Raw genomic sequence first — 24,853 nt, 5'->3', positions numbered from 1 at the left:
TCTCTTTGTGTTTTTTAAGATAAAAAAACAATGATTTTTTTAATAAATTTTTAGCAATTAATGATATTTTTCTTGTTTGTTTATTATTTGTTTAGTTTTCTGTAACGTTTTTGGGTTGTAAAAGTATGTCAAAGAATATGGAAGAGGCGGTTATGACCTGATGTGATACATGCTCTGTAACAAATTCAGCAAGCCAGTATTGGTTGTAAATAAATCATATTGGATATGTTTGTTTTGGAATTAGTTTGATTTAATTATTAGTAAAGTTAATATTAGTTATTTAATGCTTGTTATTAACATCATAATGAAATAACCGGATAATTTCATGTTTTATTCGTTATATCATTTTATTATGAAATTAATTTGACACTTGCAGGGTATGTATTTCGATTTTATTATTGATTAATATTTATGTGTTAGCTCACTTCACAGAAAGGCTATTAATAATGGATGAGATGCTTATTCTTGTTGATAAATATGATAATCCCATTGGTTCAGCGGGAAAAATGGATGTTCACCAGAAAGGTATGTTACACCGGGCCTTTTCTATATTTGTTTTTGATAAAAAAGGAAATTTACTACTACAAAAACGGGCAGCGACAAAATATCATTCGGCCGGGCTTTGGACCAATAGCTGTTGCGGCCACCCTCGGGTTGGCGAATCTCTGGATACCGCAGCACACCGGCGTCTCGGTGAGGAGATGGGCTTTGATTGTCCATTGAAAAAAGTTTTGTCATTTATTTATCATGCCACACTCCCTAATACTTTGATTGAATACGAATACGATCATGTTTTTATCGGGCAATTTGATAAAGAACCGATAATTAATCCTGACGAGGTATCCGATTATAAATGGGTTAGTCCACTGAAATTGAGGGGTTTAATTAATAAGGATCCTGGGGAATATACAGTTTGGTTTAAAAAAATCATTGATGGCCTTTTGAATCAAGATATTAAAGATTGGCAAAGGCAACTCTGATGGCAATGTAATTTATCAGTAATCATAGAATTAAATTATTAAATATGAATGCCTCATTGAAATTTACCAATATGCCGCAAATCCTGACAAATAAGGTTACGGCACCTTTTAAAACCATTTAATAAGGAAAACTTCATGAGTAGCTTTAATAATGTGTTTTACACTGATGTTGAGCCTGCTCCGCCTTATCACATCATTCGGGGGGAAAACACCAACGACTACGAAAACAAAGTGGTACAGGCTTATTGCGAAGATCCTGAACGCTGGCGTAAAGCGATTGGTGATACGCTGTTATTCCAGTTTGGTGTTTACGATGATCCTGCCTCAAGGCCACCTATTTCGTTGGGTGAAGCAGGTATTCGTTATTTTGATCGTCAACTGCTGTTAGCTGGTTTAGAGGCAAGGATCGAGAGGCCAGCGGTTCGGCGAATACTGGATATCGGTTGTGGCTGGGGCTATATCCTGAAATATTTGGCTGAATATTTTCCTGAATGTGCGTGCTTGGACGGAGTGAATATCAGCGATCAACAGTTGAGGTATTGTGCCAAGTTTCATGCAGAACATGGATTGGCTGAGCGTATTAATCTGTACCTGTGTAATGCGCAGGATATTGGTCTGTTGCCTGACCCACAGGAACTTTATGACCTGGTGATTATCCGTGGTGTTATTTCGCATTTTCCTAACTCATTGTATGAAAAAGCGATGAACGCGTTGTTCAAACGTGTGAGAATTGGTGGCCGGGTGATTATTTCTGACAACCTCTATAATGTGGAGCTGGATAACTATAAATCGGATATTCCCGACATCATTGATCGCCTAGCTTGTGGTCATCGTAAAACGCCTGCCTATTTCAGACAAGTGTTGGAGAGAAGTGGTTTCATTATCAAGGACATGAGAGTATTGCCGTCCAATATTGATGTGGTGCATTGGTTGCTGGATGTCAAGGCTAACATCGAACGAAACTTTCCTGAAGGTGTGAGTGGTGCTTTGGAGGAGCTGCGTGTGCTAGCTGAAAACTTCTCGATCGCTTTGGTGAAAAACTATGCATCAACCTATAGTGTTATCGCACAGAAACTTTAACAAGCAGCTTGTTTGCTTTTTGGGTTGAATAGCAAATTTGCTGGTCCCTACTGGATTTGAACCAGTGACCAAGCGATTGGGTATAGCCACGTTGTTGCCAGTATTGGTAAAAATGCAACGGTAGAAATTGGTCAGCGTTTGATTGAAAAGGTTGGTCAACGTAGGAGCAGTGTTGCTGGGGCACGGCAAGATATCGTCGTGGGTGGGCAGCCAGCAAATCAACGTCATGATCTTGATGTTAGAGACACTGGATGTGGTTAAAGAACTGGCGGAACTGACTGCCGTGCACATGCACCACAACACAGGCACGTCGGAGAACGCCAGCACGATAAGGAACACGGCCAGATGGTCTGAAACAGAAATATTCGCCTGTGATTGGGTGAATATTGTCCATTTGTGTGAGGTTCTTTACGCTGTACCCTAGGTTGATATTTTATGCTATAGGTATTAGACTGGTTAGGTCAGTTAAGGAATATCGCGCTAGGACTGAGGCTACCAGTCTCGGTAATAGTACAAAAGATACCCGTGCCCTGTATGGGTAAAACAAAAAAGCCAACCTCACCAGTTGGTTTTTTTGTTTTTACCAACTCACCATTTTAATTGATTGAATCATCTGAAAATAAACCTATAATCAACGGCTGTTAGTTTGGGGTAGCGTTCTGGCTTGTGTATCTCTGACGCAAGTTTTCGTAAGTCCTGGCTGAGTACAGGTGGTGCTGATTCAGTGCCTCGGTCAGAGCGCGATATTCCTTAACTGACTTGATGGAAGCCAGCCGAACAGGCAGCGTAAAGGCAATGGTTGGTTAAGTCGTGCTCCTAACAGGAGCAAACGGGTGAAAGCATTTATTGACACTGCTATCATCGTTCTTAAAGCGTTAATCGCGCTTTTAGAGCTGATCCGTGCATTTCTGAAATAGATAACGGAAACGTAGCTAAGGTCATTGGGTTAACCATCCGATGGCCTTTAACATTTATGGTGCGTGGTTAATCTCTTTGGTTAATTTGGATTGCGCCCCTGCGTCGTACCTATATTGCACAATCTTCACGAAATAAAAGTAAACCAGACGTAAGATACAAGCCACGGATAAAACCACGGTTTTGGGCGCGTCTACGCTATTGGCGGGCGCTGTCCAGCAAATCGCAGACGGTGACTATAGTATGGCGACATCATCAAATTTCGTTGCCAGTGTAGGGAAAGAGGCCAATATTGAAGTCGGGCAAAAGCTGATAGAGAAAATTGGCCTTCTTAAGCAAAGCATCGCCGGAGCCAGGCAAGAAATTGTCGCGCCAGTGGTTTGGGTGGGCAGCCGGCAAATCAACGTTATGACCTTGATGTTAGAGACGCTTGGATATGGTTAAGGAATTGGCTGAACTGACAGCCGCGCATACGCACCACAATACAGGTACCTCAGAGAACGCCAGCGCCATCAGGAACACGGCCTATAAATCGGATGGTCTGAAGCAGAAGTATTCGCCTGTGATTGGTTGATTTTTAGCCAGGCAGTATTGTTTGTTTTGTAATCATGTTATAGGTTGATATTTCCGATTCTAAGCGTTAGACTTCTTATGTTAGTTGAAGTGGATCGCGCTAAAGCCGAGGCTACCAACCCGGTTAAGAGCACAAAAACAGAGGTCCTGCTTAAAGATAAAAACAAAAAAACCAACCTCACCAGTTGGTTTTTTGTTTTTATCTATCTATTAATCCATTGAATCATATCCAAATAAACTTATAATCAACGGCTGTTAGTTGAGGCGCGTTTTGGCCTGTGTATCTCTTACGCAAGTTTTCGTAAGTCTTGGCTGAATACTGGTGGTGCTGATTCAGTGCCTCGGCCGGAGCGCGATCCACTTCAACTAACATTGATGAGAACCAGCCGGACAGGCAATGTAAAGGCAATGGCTGGTTAAGTCGTGCTCCTAACTGGAGCAAACGGGTGAAAGCATTTATTGACATTGCTATCATCGTTCTCAAAGCGTTAATCGCGCTTTTAGAGCTGATCCGTACATTTCTGAAATAGATAACGGAAACGTAGCTAAGGCCATCGGGGTCACCTCCCGGTGGCCTTTAACATTTACCGCTTTTGATCAAGCAAGCCACTTTTGTTTAAGTGGCCTAATATACTGAGCTAACTGCTTAAATTTCGTAATCCCTACTGGACTTGAACCCGTGTTCAAGCGATTGTTGCTCCGGTAGTATAGACGGCACTACACCGCACCCGCCTGCACGTTTTGGATCAAAAGAGGATCACGGAAAAAATTCCAATGCATTGGTATTAAATAAAAAATTATATTTTACATAAAAAATAAAATCACGAAGGAAAGCCGTGCTTTATCATAGAAATCAGATAGAGCGCGGCTTTACAGGATATACAGAACTGAAATTATTTTCTCCTTTTGCATTACGACAAGGAGAAAGTGAAAGTATTAAAGTGTGCTTAATTCATTAATAAGCGCAGGATTACGTTCAAGCATCTTAAGTAGTTTCAGTGATGAACCAGAAGGAATGCGGCGGTGCTGTTCCCAGCTTTGAATTAGAGATGCAGAAACGCCAACAGCTTCGGCAAATTCACTTTGTTTTAAGCCAAAGGTTTCACGTAAGTTTTTTACATCAGGCAGGCGATGGTAATGGATATTTTCATCAGAAACAGAAAGTTCGCCTTTTTCAATTGCTACCATCTGATTCATGCTTTCAACCAGATCGTTAAAAAGTTTTTTGTCCATAGTCTCTCCGTTGTATGAACATTACCACATATCTACACGGTGTTGATTACTGTAATTTGCTACTGATGGCTTTAAGTACTTCTTTTTCTTTAAGAGTGGGAAAGTGATGATGTTAATAGGTTGATAAATAGCCTAACTCCTGTCCAGAAATTGAAGTTGGCTAGTATGCTTTCATCCAGGCAATGGCTTTATGAAAAAATCTCTGTCGCCATTTTGTCGCCACTGACTACCAGAAACAAAAAAGCCACTCTTGTTTGAGTGGCCTAATGCGCTGATTTAAAAGCTAAAATCTGGTGGCCCCTACTGGACTTGAACCAGTGACCAAGCGATTATGAGTCGCCTGCTCTAACCAACTGAGCTAAGGGGCCGTTGGATGGGAAGGATTATACGTACAGTTTTGCTCGCGGTCTAGCTTTGTAAACTCGCATGATCACTTTGTATACAAAATTAAGTTTTTATTAAGTAGTAGAAGGGGATAGCGGTATATATTGGTTGTTTTTATGGCTTATTTATCGTTTTTATAAATCATTGGATTAATTTTTAATAAGATCTTTGATGTTATCGGGTCATATTATTATCCCGATGATCAATATATTTTTATATATGATTATATTAATACTAATCATCTCCTTTGATAAAAAACAAAAGCGTCCGCCGAAGCAGACGCTTTTCAGTTAACATGACTTAAAATTGTTGATTATTCATCAAGGAAGCTACGTAGTACTTCAGAACGGCTTGGGTGACGCAGTTTACGCAGTGCTTTCGCTTCGATCTGGCGGATACGTTCACGGGTGACATCGAACTGTTTACCAACTTCTTCCAGTGTATGGTCAGTATTCATATCGATACCAAAACGCATACGCAGTACTTTGGCCTCACGGGCGGTCAGGCCAGCCAGAACATCGTGGGTTGCCGACCGCAGGCTTTCTGAGGTTGCAGAATCCAGCGGCAGTTCCAGCGTTGTATCTTCAATAAAATCACCCAAATGTGAATCTTCATCATCACCAATCGGGGTTTCCATTGAGATAGGTTCTTTGGCGATTTTCAGTACCTTACGGATCTTATCTTCTGGCATTAACATCCGTTCCGCCAGTTCTTCCGGTGTTGGTTCACGTCCCATTTCCTGCAACATCTGGCGGGAAATACGATTGAGTTTGTTGATTGTCTCAATCATATGAACGGGAATACGAATGGTACGAGCCTGGTCGGCGATCGAACGTGTAATTGCCTGACGTATCCACCATGTAGCGTAAGTTGAGAACTTGTAACCACGACGATATTCAAATTTATCAACCGCTTTCATCAGACCAATATTACCTTCCTGAATCAGATCCAAGAATTGCAGACCACGGTTGGTATATTTTTTGGCGATTGAAATAACCAAACGTAAGTTGGCTTCAACCATCTCTTTTTTCGCACGGCGAGCTTTTGCTTCACCGATAGACATCCGACGGTTGATATCTTTCACCTGTTCAATGGTTAAACCGGTTTCTTCTTCAATCTGACGAAGTCTGTTCAGACTACGTTGTATTTCTTCTTCAACTTCAAGTAATTTTTCAGACCACGGTTTGTTCATTGCTTTTGCCGCGGTGAACCAAATGTCACTGGTTTCATTACCAGAGAACAGAGTGATGAAGTTCTTCTTCGGCATTTTGCACTGTTCAACACACATTTTCATGATTTGGCGTTCTTGAAGACGAACGCGATCCATCATAGAACGCATGTTGTTGACCAGATAATCAAACTGTTTTGGCACCAGACGGAACTGTTTGAAAACTTCTGAGAGCATTAAGATTTCGGCAGCCGTATTTGGATGATTGCGGCCATTTTTCTTAATTTCCTGACGAGTGATCTCATACTGATCTTGCAGTTCCTGGAATTTCTGGCGAGCTAATTCCGGATCGATGCTGTTGTCATCATCACCATCGCTATCTTCGCCACTGTCTTCATCTTCGTCGTCTTCATCATCATCAAGTTCTTCCTGTGGGAGCTCAGAACCAACGTGAGTGGCGGTAGGCGCGAGATCTTCTTCTGCGTTCGGGTCAACAAAACCGGTAATAAGATCTGACAGGCGGGCTTCACCTGCTTCGACGCGATCATACTGTTCCAGTAAATAGGTGATTGCTTCAGGGTATTCAGCAACAGAGCACTGTACCTGATTGATGCCATCTTCAATGCGTTTAGCAATGTCAATTTCACCTTCCCGGGTCAATAACTCAACGGTACCCATTTCACGCATGTACATACGTACCGGGTCGGTGGTACGACCGATTTCAGATTCAACGCTAGACAGGACTTGCGCAGCAGCTTCCACAGCGTCTTCATCTGTGTCGTTAGTGGTTTCTGCTAGCATCAGATCATCGGCATCAGGTGCTTCTTCCATTACCTGAATGCCCATGTCATTGATCATCTGGATGATATCTTCGATCTGATCGGAATCGACGATATCTTCCGGCAGATGGTCATTGACCTCAGCATAGGTCAGATAGCCCTGCTCCTTACCACGGGTGACAAGTAGCTTTAGCTGTGACTGCGGGTTTTGCTCCATAAGACGGTATCCACACTTCAGAGTATTTGGGTTGGTGTCGGTCGGCGAAACTAATCTGCCAACAATAACTTTTAGGGGCGTTTTCGTTGTATTGCCGCTGCCCACTTATAGCGGCAAAATGTAGGGTTGTTTCCCTACCTAATGCGGCACTTAAGCCGTGAATTCAGTATTTACTTTCTGGCACGGGATTCATTAATCAAGCGAACTTCTTCGCGCTCTTCCGGTGTCAGGCCTTCGGTTCTTGCTCTGGCGATAAGAATATCTAAACGTTCTTCCAACGCTGAATCAACGAGATGATCCAACGCGTCACGAAATGTATTTTCTGCTATTTCTTCTATTTGTATATCGTTCCATGCAGCTAATTTTTCAAGTTGTTTACTAAATTTATTGTCACGATATTGTTCTAGCAACTGTCCAGTTGTCAGCCCTGGCTGAGTAAGACAAACCTCTACAAGCTCCATAAACAATGGTAAGCCTGCAATTTTGGCCTGCATAGTTCCCTGTAGCGGGGGAACTAAAGCGGCTAAGTGTGGGTTTTGTACCAACAGTCCTATAAGTATACGCATAGTTGTCGGTTTTAGCTGCGGCATCTGATAATTATTCCCACTTTCCAGCCGCTGCGGTAATAAACGTTCCAACTGTACTGCATCGGGAATACCTAACATATTGCCAAGTTCTTGCCTCATATAGAGACGCAGAGTTTCTCCCGGGATCTGATTAATCAATGGTACAGAAAGTGAACTGAGTTTTGTTTTCCCTTCAGGATTACTCAAGTCAACTTGTGGCAGTAACGATTCGAACAGAAATTCAGACAACGTGTGAGATTGTTCCATTCTTTGTTCAAATGCTTCACGGCCTTCTTTACGAACTAGTGAATCAGGATCTTCACCATCAGGCAAAAACATAAAACGTAACTGCCTACCATCATTAAGATAAGGCAGAGCTGTTTCCAAGGCTCGCCATGCTGCGTCACGTCCCGCTCTGTCGCCATCATAACAACAGATAATGTTGTCAGTAGCACGGAAAAGTAACTGAATATGTTCCGATGTCGTCGAAGTACCTAACGAGGCAACGGCATAATTAATACCAAACTGTGCCAGAGCCACCACATCCATATAACCTTCAACCACTAATAACCGTGAAAGGTCACTGTGATTTTGTTGCGCTTCATAGAGGCCGTATAGCTGGCGACCTTTGTGGAAAATTTCAGTTTCTGGTGAGTTGAGATATTTTGGGAGCGCATCTCCCAGAACCCGTCCACCAAATGCAATCACGCGCCCCCGGCGGTCACGGATTGGAAACATGACTCGTTCACGGAAACGGTCGTAAGTACGGCCATTATCATTTGACACCAGCATCCCGGCGTCATGTAACTGTTGACGATCTTCCGTGCTGCGGGCAAACCGTTTCAAAGCGTTATCCCAGCCAACGGGAGCGAAGCCAATCGAGAAACGGTGGATAATCTCTTCACTAAGTCCACGCTGAGCCAGGTATTGCCGGGCTTGCTGTGCAGTGGAGCTATTTAATGAGTTCTGATAGAAGCTGTTGAGCTTATCCATCAGTTGATAAAGATTTTGTCTTTGGTGGCGTTCTATCTGACTGCTGCCGGAACCTGCTTCATAAGGGACTTCCAGCCCATGCATCGCGGCCAATTCTTCAATAGATTCGACAAACTCAAGTCTATCGTAATTCATCAGAAAATCGATAGAGTTGCCGTGAGCGCCACAACCAAAGCAATGATAAAACTGCTTATCGCTATTAACAGTAAACGAAGGGGTCTTTTCATTATGAAACGGACAGCACGCGTGGTGATTCTTACCCTGTTTTTTCAGTGGCACACGAACATCGATCAGGTCGATAATATCGGTACGAGCTAATAAATCATTGATAAATGCGCGCGGAATTCGTCCAGCCATAAGCCCTTTTTACGCCTGTTGATGAACGACAATAAGCCGCGCTCCCTTTCGGAAAGCACGGCCTTTATCTGCAACTACTGTTGTCTGCAAATTCAATCACTATGCGGGTCAACCGCAAGGATTAGTACAGACGAGTGCGGCGTGCGTTTTCACGAGCCAACTTTTTAGCGTGACGTTTTACAGCAGAAGCTTTAGCGCGTTTACGTTCAGTCGTTGGTTTTTCATAGAATTCACGACGGCGAACTTCTGCTAACACACCTGCTTTTTCGCAGGAACGCTTAAAGCGACGCAGTGCTACGTCGAATGGCTCGTTTTCACGTACTTTAATTACCGGCATGTGCCTCTCACCTCAATAGAAATCGGTCTTGCTGGCGTGGGATGCCAGCCATCTTAAAATGGTGCGGAATTTTACTTCAATGAACACGGCTTTGTAAAGCGCCGCAGCAAATTGAAACAACAACATTACAATGGTGACTTACAGCGAAATTTGCCAGTCAGTTCTGTAATATTGAAGATAACCACACAGGGATTTTACGTAGGGTGCTGATTATAGACTAAACAGTAAAAATAGTCAGCATGTAAACCGCGCAAATTATCTTATTAATGATAAACTGGCTCTCTTCTGTGGAATATAGGTAGTGTAATGCGAGTTTTAGGTATAGAAACGTCTTGCGATGAAACCGGAATCGCAATTTATGACGATCAAGCCGGTTTATTAGCAAATCAATTATACAGTCAGATTAAATTGCATGCTGATTACGGCGGTGTTGTGCCTGAACTGGCTTCACGTGACCATATCCGCAAAACCGTTCCCTTGATTCAGGCTGCGTTGAAAGAGGCAGGATTAACCCGTAAAGATATTGATGCAGTGGCTTATACCGCGGGTCCTGGTCTGGTTGGCGCATTATTGGTGGGGGCGACTATTGGCCGTTCTCTGGCATTTGCCTGGGATGTTCCTGCGATTCCTGTCCATCATATGGAAGGGCATTTATTGGCTCCGATGTTGGAAGATAATAGTCCTGAATTCCCGTTTGTGGCTTTGCTTGTGTCCGGTGGTCACACTCAGCTTATTAGCGTAACCGGCATTGGTGAATATGAGCTGCTTGGTGAATCGATAGATGATGCCGCGGGTGAAGCATTTGATAAAACAGCTAAATTACTGGGTCTGGATTATCCGGGAGGTCCGCTGCTCTCCAATATGGCTCAGAAAGGAGAAACTGGGCGTTTTGTGTTTCCTCGTCCGATGACAGATCGCCCTGGGCTGGATTTCAGTTTCTCGGGACTGAAAACTTTTGCGTCTAATACGATTCGCAGCAACAGTGATGATGAGCAGACCAGAGCGGATATTGCCCGCGCTTTTGAAGATGCGGTTGTTGATACATTAGCGATTAAATGTAAAAGGGCGCTTGAACAGACCGGGTTCAAGCGGCTGGTAATGGCCGGTGGTGTCAGCGCCAACCTCACGTTGCGTACCAGAATGAAAGAGGTCATGGCAAAATTGGGCGGCAAAGTATTTTACGCGCGTCCTGAATTTTGTACAGATAACGGCGCTATGATTGCGCTTGCCGGTATGATCCGCCTGAAAGGCGGAGTAAGTGACGCTCTTGGTGTGACGGTTAAAGCCCGCTGGCCACTGTCTGAATTACCTGCATTATAAATCTTCATACATAGTGAAAATAAAAAACCAGTCACTCAATCAGTAGCTGGTTTTTTATTTGGCAATGTTGTTAATCTTCTTTTCCTTGCTCTTTCTCTGCCTGAATTTTTTCTTCTTCAGTCATCTCTTTTTTCTTTTTGAGTTTGTTCCAGATACGACTTTCCTGGCCGCGCCACAGGCGCTGGATATTATCATGGTGACGGAGCAGTACCAGACAGCAGAGCATGGCAACCGGAAAAGTAAATTCAGGTTTAAACCACCAGACATAGAAAGGTGCTATCAAGGCGCTGACAATTGCGCCTAGAGAGGAATAACCACTCAGTAATACTGTCAACAGCCAGGTACCTGTCATCAAACCCATCAGATCCCAGCCAATTGCGGCAATGGCACCAAAAGCAGTTGCGACTCCCTTACCGCCTTTAAAATGGAAAAAGATCGGATAAATATGGCCGAGACAAGCCGCTATTGCCGTAATTCCCAGATAGAGGGGGGGAACACTAAGCTGATAAGCCAGCCAGACTGGGACCATGCCTTTCAGAACATCACAAATCAGTACTATTGCCGCAGTACTGCGGCCACCAATCCGTAATACATTTGTCGCTCCTGGGTTACCTGAGCCATGCTGGCGGGGATCCGGCAGTCCAGCCAGACGACAGATAAGTATTGCGCTGGAGATTGAACCGCAAAGATACGCGAAGATAATCATACCAAGCGCGATAGCACTCATAATGTCTCTCCAATAATAATGGTCGTTTTCTTAGCCTAGTCATGGATAATACGCATATTTAGTCGGAAGTGGTATCCGGCAAGTTGAAAAACAGGAAAGTGACGTGATGGATATCGTATTTATTGAGGAATTAGCTGTCATCACCACCATTGGTGTTTACGACTGGGAACAGACCATTAAACAGAAGTTAGTGTTCGATATCGAAATGGGATGGGATAATAAACGCGCATCTTCCAGCGATAATGTCGAGCATTGCCTGGATTACGCTAAAGTTAGCGAAGCGATTATCAACCACGTAGAAAATCAGAATTTTGCTCTGGTTGAAAGAGTGGCTGAAGAGGTGGCCGATCTGCTATTAAACTGCTTTAATTCGCCGTGGGTACGGATAAAAGTCAGTAAGCCGGGGGCGGTGGCGCAGGCTCGTCAGGTCGGTGTTATTATTGAGAGAAAAAAATAATCCGATCAGCAGTGAATTCAGTTGTCATATTATTGTCATTATTATTGCATAGGCTGGCATTCATCATTGCCAGGCGTGATAATTATGTCAATTGATTAATGGCAATGGAAAAATGGTAGCCGGATTCATCTGTGCTACCTGTTTTGGAGATTTGTTTAATGGGGTGCGATCTCTCTATATGACTGACCTTTCTACCTTGTTTCATGCATTTATTCTTGGTGTTGTTGAAGGGCTGACTGAGTTTCTTCCTGTTTCCTCTACTGGTCATATGATCATCGTGGGTCATTTGCTGGGATTTACCGGCGATAAAGCTGAAACATTCGAAGTTATTATCCAGCTTGGATCGATTCTTGCTGTGGTAGTGGTATTTTGGCGTCGTTTGTTTGGGTTAATTGGTCTTCACTTTGGTGAAGTTCCTCACGAAGGTAAAACCAACGGCAAGCTGAAACTGAGCCACATTCTTTTGGCAATGTTACCTGCGGTGACGCTTGGATTGCTGTTCCACGATACGATTAAATCGCTGTTTAACCCACAGAGTGTTATGTACGCCTTGATTATTGGCGGCGTGTTACTGATTACCGCAGAAATTCTGAAACCTAAGACACCGAGAGCAGAGGGGCTGGATGATATTACTTATCGCCAGGCTTTTATGATTGGTTGCTTCCAGTGTCTGGCATTGTGGCCGGGATTCTCCCGTTCAGGAGCGACAATTTCTGGTGGAATGCTGATGGGGGTTAACCGTTATACCGCATCAGAGTTCTCGTTTATTCTGGCTGTACCGATGATGATGGGGGCGAGCGGGCTGGATTTATATAAGAGCCTGCATTTTTTGACTGCTTCTGATATTCCAATGTTTGCTGTCGGTTTTATTACTGCATTTATTGTCGCATTGATCGCAATTAAAACCTTCCTGGCATTGATTAAGCGTATGTCTTTCATCCCATTTGCTATCTACCGCTTTATTATCGCCGCCGCTGTTTACTGGGTATTTATGTAGTGAATGATTCCCCTGATATCGATTTAGTTTAGATATCAGGGGATGTACAGCGTATTTGATCTTTCAGACAACAATATTAATCCTGTTGTTGCTTCCATTCAGCCAATGCCTGCTGACGCTGGCGTCGTAGCTCTTCACCAATATCCGCGCCACGCAAGCCGCTGTCTACAATACTTTTCACCTGGACCTGGCTGGCAACCTTAAATGCCTGTCGCAGATAATGACTTTGTGGATAGGGGATATCTTCAAAACCGGTACGACCCCGCGCATCTGCTTCACTGGTGATAATCAACTGATCTATTCGCTGAGGTTTACGCCATGCATCAACAGAATCAAACAACTTAAGCAATGTTTTTGGCCGCAATTGATCGACGGTATGCACTAAGTCATGATATTGAGCGACCAGTTTTGCCAGATCACGAGCAGAATTAGGTACACGCAGACGTTGGCACAATTGATCGACTAACTTTACGCCTGCTGGACCATGCCCATAATGATGAGGCCACTGTTCTGGCGGTGTCAGTCCTTTGCCAAGATCATGGCACAGAGCTGCAAAGCGGCTATCTACTTCATCTGTCAGCTCCGCGGCAACTTTCAGCACCATCAACGTATGAATACCGGTATCAACCTCAGGATGCCACTTTGCCGGTGCGGGAACGCCAAACAGATTATCAATTTCAGGAAACAGTACCGCTAATGCACCACAATCACGTAAAACCTGAAAAAAAACCTGCGGTGAATGAGTGGAAAGGGCTTTTTCTGTCTCTTTCCAGACACGCTCCGGTGTGAGTGCTGATAACTCTCCGTTAGTTGCCATTTTTGACATTAACATTAATGTTTCTGGGGCGATGGTAAATCCCAAATGGGCGAAACGGGCGGCAAAACGGGCTACCCGTAATACCCTCAGTGGATCTTCAGAGAAAGCGTCGGAAACATGGCGCAAAATACGATTACTTAAATCATCAACCCCACGGTAAGGATCGACAAGTTCGCCTTCGGATGTTTGAGCAATGGCGTTAATGGTCAGATCACGGCGCAGCAAATCATCTTCCAGTGTGACATCCGGCGCGGCGTAACAGGTAAAACCCGTATACCCCAAGCCGGATTTTCTCTCAGTGCGCGCCAGTGCGTACTCTTCATGGTTTTTGGGATGCAGGAACACCGGGAAATCTCTGCCAACTTGCTGATATCCCTGAGACAATAGCTCTTCCGGTGTTCCACCAACAACAACCCAATCCCGTTCTTTTACAGGAAAATTTAGCAGGCGGTCACGTACTGCACCGCCAACCAGATAGATTCTCACTTGAATATTCCTTAATCAACTCATCCAACGGTCATTACGCTTGCGACGCGGAACCATACGTGGCAGTAACAGCCCTAAAATTAAACCCGCACCTGCAACACCACCGCCGTACATAAACCATTGCAGAATGATATTGCGTTGTTTGTCATCAAGTTGCAGATTCGCAGCATCAAGTTTTTTCTCTGCCACAATCAGTTTATTTTTCAAATGTTCATTTTCTTTTTTCAGCCCTGCAATAATGTCACCGCTGTTTGAAACGTTTTGTTGCATGTCAGCAGTGCGCTGATTCCAGCTATTGTCTATATTGGCTAACTTATCCGTCAGTATTTTGATTTCCTGCTCCATCTCTGGGAGGCGGGTGCGCAAGCTCGGTTTATCACTGAGCTGGTTAACGGGTAGCCAGACAACACGGCCTTTATCATCCTTCACCTCAGCGTAATTACTGTCCCGGTTGATGCTTATCAATGTGACTTCATCACCGGCATTCAGTGTGCCGGCGATACGATATTTGTTACCCGGTCCAGCGTGTGTGTAGGTAGATAACTCATCAGATACATAGCGCTTTTCTTCCGCGTGGGTAGTAAGCGAAAAGCTTAGGCTCAATAGCGCCGTAAGAAGTAAAGGTAATTTTCGCATTGTGATTTCAACTATTCTTTATCTATGGTGAGTTTAGAATTTGATAGTAAAGAGTTAAGTTTGCTAGAGCAAACAGTAAACCAAAATAGGAACTATCTTAACGGGTCGAATACGGGGCTTACTGGTTGTTTGTTTAATTTTTTCATGCGGTCGTAGAAAAAAGTGAAATCAGGGTAAGATAATAACCAAAAATTGCCACCAATGGTGCAGATAATGAGTGTAGAAATTGAATTAAAACTTATTGCCAGACCGCTGGCTATTCCTGTAATTCGTCAGCAATTATTGTTATTTCCTCATCACTACTTTGCGCCGCAAAAGTTGACCAATATCTATTTTGAAACGGCGGATAACCAACTGCGCGGTCTTGATATGGGATTGCGTATCCGTGGTTTTGACGACCAGTATGAGATGACAATCAAAACAGCCGGGGAAGTGATCGGCGGGTTGCATCAGCGCCCGGAATATAATGTGCCATTGTTAAAGCCGGAACTGGCGTTGACACTGTTTCCTCCTCATATCTGGCCTGAAAACTGTGATGTGAAAGCGTTGCAATCCCGTTTAAATGCGTTATTCAGTACTGACTTTATGCGGGAGAAGTGGGTGGTTACTTACGGGCAAAGTGAGATTGAAGTTGTGCTCGATCAGGGAGAAATCATCGCGGCAGGCCGCAAAGAACCCATTTGTGAATTTGAATTGGAACTGAAACAAGGAACTACTGCGGATGTATTAGCGTTGGCCGCTGAGTTGGCAAAGTCAGAGGGTTTGCGACAGGGAAATAAAAGTAAAGCTGCCCGTGGTTATCAGTTAGCCCAGGGAAAGCCAAACACGATTTTGCCTCAAGTTTCGGTAGAAATTGATAGGCAGCAGTCATTGCCTGCTGTACTTTCGTCAATATTGGCCCATTGGCAAGAGCAGGAAGAGCGCTGGCTGACTGGCTTGTCAGAAAGTCGGGATGGTTTGCAGCAAGTACTTACTTTAGTTCAGCGGGCGCTTGAATATTGCAATGAACCGGCAGGCAGGCCGGAACAGTTGGATGATCAATTAGCGGCGATCAACCAGAAATTATCAGCAGCGGAAACAACGGCTGAAACGCTGTGTTACAGCTCGGGCTATTTGCAATGTAAGTTGGCGCTGACTATGTGGTTAGTCAATCTCTCTGCTTGAATAACAGGAATTCTCTATGTTGCCACTTTCAACCCCTCTTTTGGCTCAGTTATCGAGTGTGACTAAGTATTTTCAGGAACAGGCTTTGTGTGTTGACGCTTTTGCTCCTCATGAACAGATTGTGTTGTCACTGAGTGATTTTGTTGCTGAAAACCTTAGAATTCACCCTGAATGGTTAGCCGAAATCCGCCAGAACCCACCGCAAGCGCGGGAGTGGCATCAATACGCTGAATGGCTGCAACAGGGACTTTCATCAGCAGAGGATGAAAATACCCTGATGCGGGTTTTACGTCAGTTCCGTAACAAAATTCTGGTCAGAATTGCCTGGTCACAGTCGCTGCACAGCAGTACGACTCAGGAGACGTTGCAACAGCTCAGTATGTTGGCTGAAACGCTGATTATTGCCGCTCGCGACTGGTTGTATCCGCGTTGTTGTCAGGATTGGGGCACTCCTTGCAATGACCAGGACGAACCACAACCCCTGTTAATTCTGGGCATGGGGAAACTGGGTGGCGGCGAGCTGAATTTCTCTTCCGATATTGATCTAATTTTTGCCTATCCTGAAAACGGGATTACCCGCGGTGGCCGCCGTGAAATGGACAACGCTCAGTTTTTTACCCGTCTGGGGCAGCGTCTTATCAAAGTGCTCGATCAGCAAACGGTGGATGGTTTTGTTTATCGGGTTGATATGCGTTTGCGCCCATTTGGTGACAGTGGTCCACTGGTATTCAGTTTTGCCGCATTGGAGGATTATTATCAGGAACAGGGGCGTGATTGGGAGCGTTATGCGATGGTTAAAGCGCGAATTATGGGCGCTGACAGCGAATCGTATTGCGAAGAATTACGCCGGATGTTAAGGCCGTTTATTTTCCGCCGTTATATTGATTTCAGTGTGATTCAGTCCCTGAGAAACATGAAAGGGATGATTGAACGTGAAGTTCGTCGTCGTGGTTTGCAAGACAATATCAAACTGGGTGCGGGTGGTATCCGTGAAATTGAATTTATCACTCAAGTATTCCAGCTTATTCGTGGTGGGCGTGAATTGTGTCTGCAATCTCAGGCTCTGTTACCCACACTTCAAGTAATAGAAAAACTGGAACTTTTGCCGTCATCACAGGTAGAACAACTTGCTGACAGTTACCTCTTTTTGCGGCGGCTGGAAAATCTTTTACAGTCAATTGACGATCAGCAAACTCAGACGTTGCCGGAAGATGAACTGAACCGTTCACGGTTAACGTGGGGAATGGGGTTTGAACGTTGGGATAAGTTGATGATTGCATTGAACAGCAAGATGAGCGCTGTTCGGGTTATTTTCACGCAATTAATTGGTGATAACAGTGATAACAATGAAGAAGAAGCGGGTCATGTACCATTTAAGAGTTTATGGCTGGAAAATCTCGAAAAAGAAGAGTTAATCATACTGGCTCCGCATCTGCATGAATCGGTTGCACAGCAGATATTACACGTCATTGCTATATTCCGTCAGGATGTGGGAAAAAGAACCATTGGCCCTCGCGGACGTGATGTACTTGATCATCTAATGCCACGTTTGTTGGCAAAAGTCTGCTTGCGACAAGATACCAATACGGTGCTGGAACGGGTTATTCCGCTGTTGTTGAGCATTGTCAGCCGCACAACTTATCTGGAACTGATGTTGGAATCAGAAGCCGTACTGACACACGTTATCCGGCTGTGTGCGGCTTCACCGATGATTGCCACTCAACTTGCCCGTCACCCCTTGTTGCTGGATGAGCTGCTTGATCCCCAATTTCTGTATAGACCCCTGCCGCTGAATGCCTATAAAGATGAACTGCGGCAATATTTGTTGCGAATACCTGAAGATGATGAAGAGCAGCAACTGGAGGCTCTTCGCCAGTTTAAACAGGCGCAATTACTGCGGATTGCGGCGGAGGATATCACTGGGGTGTTGCCGGTGATGAAAGTGAGTGATCACCTCACTTATTTGGCAGAGGCAATTATTGAGGCGGTGGTTCAACAGGCGTGGGGACAAATGGCAAAACGCTATGGTGTTCCATCACATCTGAATCAGCGGCAAGGGTTGGGATTTGCTGTAATTGGCTATGGCAAACTGGGGGGATGGGAACTGGGTTATGGCTCCGATCTTGACTTGGTTTTCCTGTTGGATTGCCCGATGGATGTAATGACTGATGGTGATCGGTCGATTGATGCCCGGCAATTTTATTTGCGTCTTGCCCAACGCATTATGCACCTGTTCAGTGCCCGAACTTCCTCTGGTGTGTTGTATGACGTAGATGTCCGCCTGCGACCTTCGGGTGAATCAGGAATGTTAGTCAGTACCATCGGAGCGTTTGCTGATTATCAGCGGAATGAAGCGTGGACTTGGGAACATCAGGCATTAGTACGCGCCCGTATGGTATTTGGCGATGAAAATTTGCATCAGGATTTTGAACGGATACGCCACCAGACGTTATGCACGGGCCGAGAACCGGCTTTATTACGTCAGCAAGTCCGGGAAATGCGGGAGAAGATGCATAAACATTTAGGCAGCGTTCATTCAGATCAATTTGATATTAAAGCTGATCCGGGCGGGATCACGGATATCGAATTTATTGCTCAGTATTTGGTACTGCGTTACGCCCCTGAAAATGAGCGCCTGACGCGCTGGTCGGATAATGTACGGATTTTTGAGTTAATGGCGGCTTATGGAATTATGGATGAAGGTGAAGCTGCTGCATTGACTCAGGCTTATATTTCCATGCGTGATGAATTACATCATCTGGCGTTACAGGAGCTTTCCAGCCGGGTATCCGCCAATTGTTTCCAAAAGCAGCAGGAGCGGATAGGTCATAGCTGGCAACAGTGGTTGGGTGAACAATAACGGGTTATAGCGGTTTGGTGCATGGATTTTACTGGCTTATGGTAATATTTGGCCCCAGTTGATATCTGATATTTGGAGTAAGGAATGAAAGTGACACTCCCGGATTTTCACCGTGCAGAGGTTTTAGTTGTCGGTGATGTTATGTTAGACCGCTATTGGTATGGACCAACCAGCCGGATTTCACCGGAAGCCCCGGTGCCTGTCGTCAAAGTAAATACCATTGAAGAACGTCCGGGAGGGGCGGCCAACGTTGCTATGAATATTGCTGCTCTTGGGGCGAATTCACATTTGGTTGGTTTGACAGGGGTTGATGACGCGGCGCGTGCACTGGATGAAAAACTGAGTAGTGTTAACGTGCGCTGTGATTTTGTTGCTGTGCCGACTCATCCGACAATTACCAAACTGCGGGTACTTTCCCGTAACCAGCAGTTAATCCGCCTGGATTTTGAAGAAGGTTTCGATAACGTTGATGAGCAACCGATACTTGAGCGCATTGAACAGGCGTTACCTCATATCGGTGCATTGATTTTATCTGACTACGCCAAAGGCGCGTTGAGTCAGGTTCAGCAGATGATCAAACTGGCAAACGATGCTGACGTGCCGGTGTTAATCGATCCGAAAGGGAGTGATTTTGAGCGTTATCGTGGCGCAACTTTGCTAACGCCGAATTTGTCTGAATTTGAAGCGGTGGTCGGCCACTGTAAAGATAATGACGAACTGGTTGAGAAGGGCACTAAACTGGTTAAGGACTTGGATCTTCAGGCATTACTGGTCACCCGTTCTGAACAGGGAATGAGTTTGCTGAGTGTTGATCATCCACCCCTGCATTTGCCGACATTGGCGCAGGAAGTGTTTGATGTTACTGGTGCCGGCGATACGGTGATTGGTGTGCTGGCAACGGCGATTGCGGCTGGAAAGCCACTGAATGAAGCCTGTTTCCTGGCGAACGCCGCCGCGGGTGTTGTGGTTGGCAAATTGGGAACTTCAACGGTTTCGCCGGTTGAACTGGAGAATGCTATTCGTGGCCGTGCTGAAACCGGTTTCGGTGTTATGAGTGAATTTCAGCTTAAACAGGCAGTAGCTCATGCTCGCCAGCGTGGCGAAAAGATTGTGATGACCAATGGTTGTTTCGACATTTTACATGCTGGTCATGTCTCTTATCTGGAGAGTGCTCGAAAATTGGGTGATCGATTGATTGTCGCCGTTAACAGTGATGCATCAACTAAACGGTTGAAAGGTGAAACCCGTCCTGTCAATCCACTGGAACAACGAATGATAGTGCTATCTGCGTTGGGTGCTGTGGATTGGGTTGTTCCGTTTGAAGAAGATACGCCACGCCGTTTGATTACGGATATTCTGCCGGATGTATTGGTGAAAGGTGGAGACTATAAGCCTGGAGAGATTGCCGGTAGTGAAGAAGTTTGGGCTGCTGGTGGTGAAGTCAAAGTGCTGAACTTTGAAGATGGTATTTCAACAACCAATATCATTAAAGCGATTAAAAAGCAGTGAATAATGCTTTATAAAACAGAGCTTGCTGGGAAATAAGGTACTGGCAGGGGGATGCCGATTGGAGTGAAGAACTATCGACACTCCAGCGGCATGATTTTGTGAGCAGGGCTGTGGGGGGATTCCATTTTGTTTACCCTGCCGTGTTTAATTCATTTATTTTACATTTACCTAACCTGCTATAATCATTTGAAAGTGAAAATAAAGAAGTATTAAAGTTTTTCACTTTTATATCAAGGGCGGATTTAACTGAATAAATACAACTTCTTAGCGGGGGATTTAATGACATTTAATCGAAAAATTATTAACTGTTAAAAGAGAGCTGAAAAGGAATCCACACGTAAAAGAATATTATCCGAATAGACGGGTATTTAAGTGCTTTTTCGCCGATTATTTTATGAATAAAACCCTAAAAATAATGCAATAAAAAAGGGATAAAACGGTTAATCTGGCAGGATTTAAGTCCTGAAACAGGAGGTGATTATCGGAAAAACAGAAAGAGGTGTTTTTATATCATCAGGTTATTTATTTGCTGATTTATGAAGATAAAATAAAGGGGAGGCAGATGAAAACCGTTCAGGATTGTCAGTAAACTTTATCGTAAACGATATGACGGTGATGAAAAAAGGTAAAACACGATAGTTGATGATGATTAAACTTAATAAAAGCAGACGTTAAAACGCTATGCTGATTAAAATCATAAGTTAAAACAGTAATTTTTAATAACAGTTTAAACCCTGTTCATGATAAAACTCAGAGTAGGATTTCACTCTATTTATCCTGCCGTGTTTAATTCATTTATCATCAATGCTATTCCCCGTTTATTTTACATTTATTTAATCTGCCATGATAATTTTAAAACGTGGATAAATAAACATTAAAGCTTCTATATAAAAGGCGTATTTAACTCAATAAATACAACCTTTCAAAAGGAGTGTTAATTACATTTAATAGAAAAGCATTAACTATTAAAAGAGAGTTGAAAAGAAATCCGTGCGTAAAAGAATATTATCCGAATAGACGGGTATTTAAGTGCTTTTTCGCCGGTTACTTTATGAATAAAACCCTAAAAATAATGCAATAAAAAAGGGATAAAACGGTTAATCTGGCAGGATTTAAGTCCTGAAACAGGCGGTGATTATCGGAAAAACAGAAAGGGGTGTTTTTATATCATCAGGTTATTTATTTGCTGATTTATGAAGAAAAAATAAAGGGGGATGACTTATTAAAACTACGGGTAAAACAGCGTCAGTAAAGATAAAAAGTGGATATGATGAGTATTTGTTAAACGTAAAACATGATAAGCCGATGATGATTAAACTTAATAAAAAGCAGGCTTTAAAAGGGGTAGAAAAACGGTTAAAACTTTATACCGATTAACATTATCGGTTAAAAAAATGAATGTTAATAACAGTTTAAAACCTGCCTTAGTTTTGTGGGTATTTCAATTAATGGCCCTGGAGTTTGATATTTATGACCGTACCTTTAATCGACAAGCTCCGGTCTGGCAACCACACTTAACAAGGTGTCCCTCCAATGCAACAGGTATTCCCTGGATATTGAATAAGTTGGAGCCTTCCGCAATAGCGCCGGTTTGTTTACAGGCGGGACAAAATACCGAATCACCTTTACGGGCAACCTCCAGTTGTTGGTTTACCAAACCGGAGCCATTGAGAACATTTCCTCCGGTTGTTGTGGTATCACCTTTAAGGATAATTTTTTTTCTTTCTACTACACTTCGCATTATTTACTCCGTTATATTTTCCGCTTCTCGTATTAAATGCCAGATTGTTGTGCCCGGTTCCGCGCCCTGAATATCAAAAGCCATCGCGCCCTGCGCAAAGAAATACTGTTTGTCAGGGATGCTGTCGGTTCGCCAGAATCCGCTGACAAGAGCCGGATGGCTTCCCTTCAACGGGGTCACGTGCAGAGGTCCACGGTCATAGCGGGCATACCAGGCCAGGGTGGAAGTTGAATTAAAATGACCTTCACCATAGAAGTGCAATGAATGGCCTTCACGGGGGATCACCCGTATCGGACGTATCAGCTGGTTAATGGCAAAATAACTCTCCGGCACGCTGCCCGGCAGTGGTGTCAAGTCCGGGTATTGACCGGCCCGGATAATCAGACCATCCCGGTAGGGACTAATCACCACATCCGGGTAGCGTGCCAGCGTTTTACGTATCCAAATTTCCCCACCTAGACGGTTGACAAAGCGTTTGGATAGCAGGGTGATCCAGTTAACGCCACGGACGGAATGTTCATACTGTAATTTGGCTGTATGCACCGCAGAATTAACTTGTAATGCAGAGTAACGTTGCGCTAGTTGGTACTCTAAAGGAAAGTAATCGTAGAAGTCGTTGGGTAAGACCAGACAGTAACCACAATCCCCACTGTCAGGCTCAAGCTGTTCACACAGAAAATTCAGCCAGTCCATAAAGCGAGCCATGCCCTCTTGTTCCTTTAGATAATCCCAAGGCAACACTAGACTGAGGTATGAACTACTGTTATCACCATTAGCTTCATCGGAATCCAGATAACGCATCAGGTAATGAGGTGCCTCATCTTCATTTTTAGCATCACTGACCACCCAACCACAAGGTTGGTTTTTTTTCTGATTAAGAATGCCTTCTTCCACTTTGGTAATATTTTCCGGTGAATATTTTTTTAGCCCTTTCAGCTCATGACGGTGAAAACGCAGATGAGCACCGAACTCTTCGCGAAAACGGCGATAACAGGCCAGAATATGCTGTTTTTTCTCCTGGGTGTAGCCCTGTTTAAAAAACAGGGTAATCGAGATACCCAGACGAGAAACAGTCAGCCCCTCGCCATTGGTAAAAGTAAAATCGGCCAGTTGTGATTTTAGCCGGGAAAAATAATCCGAAGTTTCCATATTCTCTCCGTTCATGATGAGGCAGTGGATAATCTGTTATTCCCACATATTTGCTGCTTCCCGTATCAGATGCCAGACCGTTGTGCCCGTTTCTGCACCTTCAACATCAAAAGCTATCGCCCCCTGAGCAAAGAAGTACTGCTTGCCCGGCAGACTATCGGTTCGCCAAATTCCGCTGACCAGTGCGGGATGGTCACCTCTCAGAGGGGTCACATGCAGCGGACCCCGGTCATAGCGGGCATACCAGGCCAGTGTGGAAGTTGAATTAAAATGTCCTTCACCATAAAAATGCAGAGAATGGCCTTCACGGGGGATCACCCGTATCGGGCGTATCAGCTGGTTAATGGCAAAATAACTCGCCGGGACACTGCCCGGTAGTGGTGTTAGATCCGGGTATTGACCAGCCCGGATCATCAGACCATTTCGGTAAGGGCTAATCGCCACATCCGGGTAGCGTGCCAGCGTTTTACGTATCCAAATTTCCCCACCCAGTCGTCTTACAAAGCGTTTGGATAGCAGGGTGATCCAATTAATGCCCCGGATGGAATGTTCATACTGTAATTTGGCTGTATGTACCGCAGAATTAACTTGTAATGCAGGGTAACGTTGCGCTAGTTGGTACTCTAAAGGAAAGTAATCGTAGAAGTCGTTGGGTAAGACCAGACAGTAACCACAATCCCCACTGTCAGGCTCAAGCTGTTCACACAGAAAATTCAGCCAGTCCATAAAGCGAGCCATGCCCTCTTGTTCCTTTAGATAATCCCAGGGCAGCACCAGACTCAGGTAGGAGCTGTCATCGTCACCATCAGCTTCATTGGAATCCAGGTAATGCATCAGATAGCGGGGAGCTTCATAGAGATTTTTGGCGTCACTAACATCCCAGCCAGAAAATTGGTTTTTTTTCTGATTAAGGATTCCTTCTTCCACTTTGGTAATATTTTCCGGTGAATATTTTTTAAGCCCTTTCAGCTCATGACGGTGAAAACGCAGGTGAGTACCAAATTCTTCACGGAAGCGGCGATAGCAGGTCAGAATGCGTTGCTTTTTCTCCTGCGTGTAACCCTGTTTAAAAAACAGGGTAATTGAGATACCCAGACGGGAAACAGTCAGCCCATCGCCATTGAGGAAGGTAAACGCGGCCAGTTGTGATCTCAACTGGGAAAAATAATCCAAAGTCTCCATATTTCTCTCCTTTCATTATGAGGCGGTGGCGAATGTCACACTCGCCAATATTGCCAGGACAGCCGCTAATGCTGCGGCGCTGACTGCTGCTGCGGCAGCTAAAATTTCCACCAGTGCAATCAGCGCGGCAGCGACGGCAAGGGTGACGAGGATAACAACGGCAACTTCGGCAACAATCACCACCACTTCCAGCATGCCTTCCCCCACTTCTTTCAATATTTGCATC

At 44.4% G+C, this 24,853-nt stretch carries 22 protein-coding genes, 1 tRNA gene and 2 pseudogenes; 12 read left to right on the top strand and 13 right to left on the bottom strand.

Features of this window, described 5'->3' with window-relative positions:
* Positions 1-446: 446 nt before the first annotated feature.
* The 5 genes and pseudogenes from idi (at position 447) to LGZ99_RS14370 (ending at position 3,419) form a co-directional block, all read left to right on the top strand.
* Complete coding sequence (gene idi / locus LGZ99_RS14385) at positions 447-980, top strand: isopentenyl-diphosphate Delta-isomerase (RefSeq protein ID WP_021323599.1); 534 nt, start codon at positions 447-449, stop codon at positions 978-980.
* A 135-nt stretch (positions 981-1,115) separates the two neighbouring features.
* Positions 1,116-2,060 (top strand): SAM-dependent methyltransferase, encoded by a 945-nt coding sequence (locus tag LGZ99_RS14380; RefSeq protein ID WP_036840341.1) that lies wholly within the window; start codon positions 1,116-1,118, stop codon positions 2,058-2,060.
* Between the two features lie 90 nt (positions 2,061-2,150).
* Positions 2,151-2,443 (top strand): annotated as a pseudogene (locus tag LGZ99_RS14375) (hypothetical protein); the annotation flags it as partial.
* A gap of 462 nt (positions 2,444-2,905) precedes the next feature.
* The gene (dinQ, locus tag LGZ99_RS24855) at positions 2,906-2,977 is read left to right on the top strand and encodes a damage-inducible type I toxin DinQ (protein WP_369293964.1); all 72 of its coding nucleotides are present in this window, start codon (positions 2,906-2,908) and stop codon (positions 2,975-2,977) included.
* A 241-nt stretch (positions 2,978-3,218) separates the two neighbouring features.
* Complete coding sequence (locus LGZ99_RS14370; RefSeq protein ID WP_023043729.1) at positions 3,219-3,419, top strand: hypothetical protein; 201 nt, start codon at positions 3,219-3,221, stop codon at positions 3,417-3,419.
* A gap of 352 nt (positions 3,420-3,771) precedes the next feature.
* Here the strand turns inward: LGZ99_RS14370 and LGZ99_RS14365 are convergent, their stop codons facing one another.
* Positions 3,772-4,014, bottom strand: coding sequence for a hypothetical protein (locus LGZ99_RS14365; RefSeq protein ID WP_262979247.1), 243 nt, complete (start codon positions 4,012-4,014; stop codon positions 3,772-3,774).
* Here LGZ99_RS14365 and dinQ (LGZ99_RS24850) point away from each other — a divergent pair.
* Positions 4,007-4,078: a damage-inducible type I toxin DinQ gene (gene dinQ, locus LGZ99_RS24850; RefSeq protein ID WP_390894019.1), complete on the top strand. Its 72-nt coding sequence runs from the start codon at positions 4,007-4,009 to the stop codon at positions 4,076-4,078. The two genes, LGZ99_RS14365 and dinQ (LGZ99_RS24850), sit on opposite strands and share 8 nt — an antisense overlap.
* A gap of 406 nt (positions 4,079-4,484) precedes the next feature.
* Here the strand turns inward: dinQ (LGZ99_RS24850) and nadS are convergent, their stop codons facing one another.
* The 5 genes from nadS to rpsU all read right to left on the bottom strand — a co-directional run bounded on the left by nadS (position 4,485) and on the right by rpsU (position 9,582).
* Positions 4,485-4,781, bottom strand: a complete 297-nt coding sequence (gene nadS, locus LGZ99_RS14360; protein WP_113044380.1) for a NadS family protein — start codon at positions 4,779-4,781, stop codon at positions 4,485-4,487.
* 291 nt (positions 4,782-5,072) lie between these two features.
* Positions 5,073-5,149 (bottom strand) — tRNA-Ile (locus LGZ99_RS14355).
* A 329-nt stretch (positions 5,150-5,478) separates the two neighbouring features.
* A complete protein-coding gene (gene rpoD / locus LGZ99_RS14350; RefSeq protein WP_023044425.1) occupies positions 5,479-7,329 on the bottom strand; it encodes an RNA polymerase sigma factor RpoD in 1,851 nt (616 codons plus the stop codon).
* A gap of 170 nt (positions 7,330-7,499) precedes the next feature.
* Positions 7,500-9,245, bottom strand: coding sequence for a DNA primase (gene dnaG / locus LGZ99_RS14345; protein WP_036840343.1), 1,746 nt, complete (start codon positions 9,243-9,245; stop codon positions 7,500-7,502).
* A gap of 121 nt (positions 9,246-9,366) precedes the next feature.
* Positions 9,367-9,582: a 30S ribosomal protein S21 gene (gene rpsU, locus LGZ99_RS14340; RefSeq protein WP_001144069.1), complete on the bottom strand. Its 216-nt coding sequence runs from the start codon at positions 9,580-9,582 to the stop codon at positions 9,367-9,369.
* Between the two features lie 306 nt (positions 9,583-9,888).
* Between rpsU and tsaD the strand changes: the two genes are divergently transcribed.
* Positions 9,889-10,902: a tRNA (adenosine(37)-N6)-threonylcarbamoyltransferase complex transferase subunit TsaD gene (gene tsaD / locus LGZ99_RS14335; protein ID WP_021323603.1), complete on the top strand. Its 1,014-nt coding sequence runs from the start codon at positions 9,889-9,891 to the stop codon at positions 10,900-10,902.
* 70 nt (positions 10,903-10,972) lie between these two features.
* On the opposite strand, the gene plsY is transcribed toward tsaD, so the two are convergent.
* Positions 10,973-11,629, bottom strand: coding sequence for a glycerol-3-phosphate 1-O-acyltransferase PlsY (gene plsY / locus LGZ99_RS14330; protein WP_023044427.1), 657 nt, complete (start codon positions 11,627-11,629; stop codon positions 10,973-10,975).
* A 106-nt stretch (positions 11,630-11,735) separates the two neighbouring features.
* On the opposite strand from plsY, the gene folB reads away from it, so the two are divergent.
* Both folB and bacA read left to right on the top strand, forming a co-directional pair.
* Positions 11,736-12,086, top strand: coding sequence for a bifunctional dihydroneopterin aldolase/7,8-dihydroneopterin epimerase (gene folB, locus LGZ99_RS14325; RefSeq protein ID WP_036840345.1), 351 nt, complete (start codon positions 11,736-11,738; stop codon positions 12,084-12,086).
* Positions 12,087-12,264: 178 nt separating this feature from the next.
* Positions 12,265-13,083, top strand: a complete 819-nt coding sequence (bacA, locus tag LGZ99_RS14320; RefSeq protein WP_036840346.1) for an undecaprenyl-diphosphate phosphatase — start codon at positions 12,265-12,267, stop codon at positions 13,081-13,083.
* 76 nt (positions 13,084-13,159) lie between these two features.
* On the opposite strand, the gene LGZ99_RS14315 is transcribed toward bacA, so the two are convergent.
* Both LGZ99_RS14315 and LGZ99_RS14310 read right to left on the bottom strand, forming a co-directional pair.
* Entirely contained in the window at positions 13,160-14,386 is a 1,227-nt protein-coding gene (locus LGZ99_RS14315; RefSeq protein ID WP_262979246.1) for a multifunctional CCA addition/repair protein, read from the bottom strand.
* Between the two features lie 15 nt (positions 14,387-14,401).
* Complete coding sequence (locus tag LGZ99_RS14310) at positions 14,402-15,022, bottom strand: TIGR04211 family SH3 domain-containing protein (protein WP_023044430.1); 621 nt, start codon at positions 15,020-15,022, stop codon at positions 14,402-14,404.
* A 213-nt stretch (positions 15,023-15,235) separates the two neighbouring features.
* Between LGZ99_RS14310 and LGZ99_RS14305 the strand changes: the two genes are divergently transcribed.
* The 3 genes from LGZ99_RS14305 (at position 15,236) to hldE (ending at position 20,555) form a co-directional block, all read left to right on the top strand.
* Positions 15,236-16,186 (top strand): CYTH domain-containing protein, encoded by a 951-nt coding sequence (locus tag LGZ99_RS14305; protein ID WP_262979245.1) that lies wholly within the window; start codon positions 15,236-15,238, stop codon positions 16,184-16,186.
* Positions 16,187-16,202: 16 nt separating this feature from the next.
* Positions 16,203-19,046 (top strand): bifunctional [glutamate--ammonia ligase]-adenylyl-L-tyrosine phosphorylase/[glutamate--ammonia-ligase] adenylyltransferase, encoded by a 2,844-nt coding sequence (gene glnE, locus LGZ99_RS14300; protein ID WP_262979244.1) that lies wholly within the window; start codon positions 16,203-16,205, stop codon positions 19,044-19,046.
* Positions 19,047-19,130: 84 nt separating this feature from the next.
* The gene (gene hldE / locus LGZ99_RS14295; RefSeq protein WP_262979243.1) at positions 19,131-20,555 is read left to right on the top strand and encodes a bifunctional D-glycero-beta-D-manno-heptose-7-phosphate kinase/D-glycero-beta-D-manno-heptose 1-phosphate adenylyltransferase HldE; all 1,425 of its coding nucleotides are present in this window, start codon (positions 19,131-19,133) and stop codon (positions 20,553-20,555) included.
* A gap of 1,468 nt (positions 20,556-22,023) precedes the next feature.
* On the opposite strand, the gene LGZ99_RS14290 is transcribed toward hldE, so the two are convergent.
* The 4 genes and pseudogenes from LGZ99_RS14290 to LGZ99_RS14275 all read right to left on the bottom strand — a co-directional run.
* Positions 22,024-22,296: a PAAR domain-containing protein gene (locus LGZ99_RS14290; protein ID WP_046975334.1), complete on the bottom strand. Its 273-nt coding sequence runs from the start codon at positions 22,294-22,296 to the stop codon at positions 22,024-22,026.
* Positions 22,297-22,299: 3 nt separating this feature from the next.
* Complete coding sequence (locus LGZ99_RS14285) at positions 22,300-23,445, bottom strand: DUF3396 domain-containing protein (protein WP_262979242.1); 1,146 nt, start codon at positions 23,443-23,445, stop codon at positions 22,300-22,302.
* 36 nt (positions 23,446-23,481) lie between these two features.
* Positions 23,482-24,627 carry a DUF3396 domain-containing protein gene (locus LGZ99_RS14280; protein ID WP_046973618.1) on the bottom strand — a complete coding sequence of 382 codons (1,146 nt, stop codon included), beginning with the start codon at positions 24,625-24,627 and terminating at the stop codon, positions 23,482-23,484.
* A gap of 15 nt (positions 24,628-24,642) precedes the next feature.
* Positions 24,643-24,853, bottom strand: a pseudogene (locus LGZ99_RS14275) (VRR-NUC domain-containing protein); the annotation flags it as partial.

The organism is Photorhabdus temperata, assembly GCF_025384845.1.
Lineage (GTDB): Bacteria > Pseudomonadota > Gammaproteobacteria > Enterobacterales > Enterobacteriaceae > Photorhabdus > Photorhabdus temperata.
This window is presented reverse-complemented; position numbering and strand designations above follow the sequence as displayed.

Coding starts and splice junctions, on each gene's coding strand:
- idi (WP_021323599.1), top strand. CDS start 447: ATGGATGAGATGCTTATTCTTGTTGATAAATATGATAATCCCATTGGT.
- LGZ99_RS14380 (WP_036840341.1), top strand. CDS start 1,116: ATGAGTAGCTTTAATAATGTGTTTTACACTGATGTTGAGCCTGCTCCG.
- LGZ99_RS14370 (WP_023043729.1), top strand. CDS start 3,219: ATGGCGACATCATCAAATTTCGTTGCCAGTGTAGGGAAAGAGGCCAAT.
- LGZ99_RS14365 (WP_262979247.1), bottom strand. CDS start 4,014: ATGTCAATAAATGCTTTCACCCGTTTGCTCCAGTTAGGAGCACGACTT.
- nadS (WP_113044380.1), bottom strand. CDS start 4,781: ATGGACAAAAAACTTTTTAACGATCTGGTTGAAAGCATGAATCAGATG.
- rpoD (WP_023044425.1), bottom strand. CDS start 7,329: ATGGAGCAAAACCCGCAGTCACAGCTAAAGCTACTTGTCACCCGTGGT.
- dnaG (WP_036840343.1), bottom strand. CDS start 9,245: ATGGCTGGACGAATTCCGCGCGCATTTATCAATGATTTATTAGCTCGT.
- rpsU (WP_001144069.1), bottom strand. CDS start 9,582: ATGCCGGTAATTAAAGTACGTGAAAACGAGCCATTCGACGTAGCACTG.
- tsaD (WP_021323603.1), top strand. CDS start 9,889: ATGCGAGTTTTAGGTATAGAAACGTCTTGCGATGAAACCGGAATCGCA.
- plsY (WP_023044427.1), bottom strand. CDS start 11,629: ATGAGTGCTATCGCGCTTGGTATGATTATCTTCGCGTATCTTTGCGGT.
- folB (WP_036840345.1), top strand. CDS start 11,736: ATGGATATCGTATTTATTGAGGAATTAGCTGTCATCACCACCATTGGT.
- bacA (WP_036840346.1), top strand. CDS start 12,265: ATGACTGACCTTTCTACCTTGTTTCATGCATTTATTCTTGGTGTTGTT.
- LGZ99_RS14310 (WP_023044430.1), bottom strand. CDS start 15,022: ATGCGAAAATTACCTTTACTTCTTACGGCGCTATTGAGCCTAAGCTTT.
- LGZ99_RS14305 (WP_262979245.1), top strand. CDS start 15,236: ATGAGTGTAGAAATTGAATTAAAACTTATTGCCAGACCGCTGGCTATT.
- glnE (WP_262979244.1), top strand. CDS start 16,203: ATGTTGCCACTTTCAACCCCTCTTTTGGCTCAGTTATCGAGTGTGACT.
- hldE (WP_262979243.1), top strand. CDS start 19,131: ATGAAAGTGACACTCCCGGATTTTCACCGTGCAGAGGTTTTAGTTGTC.
- LGZ99_RS14290 (WP_046975334.1), bottom strand. CDS start 22,296: ATGCGAAGTGTAGTAGAAAGAAAAAAAATTATCCTTAAAGGTGATACC.
- LGZ99_RS14285 (WP_262979242.1), bottom strand. CDS start 23,445: ATGGAAACTTCGGATTATTTTTCCCGGCTAAAATCACAACTGGCCGAT.
- LGZ99_RS14280 (WP_046973618.1), bottom strand. CDS start 24,627: ATGGAGACTTTGGATTATTTTTCCCAGTTGAGATCACAACTGGCCGCG.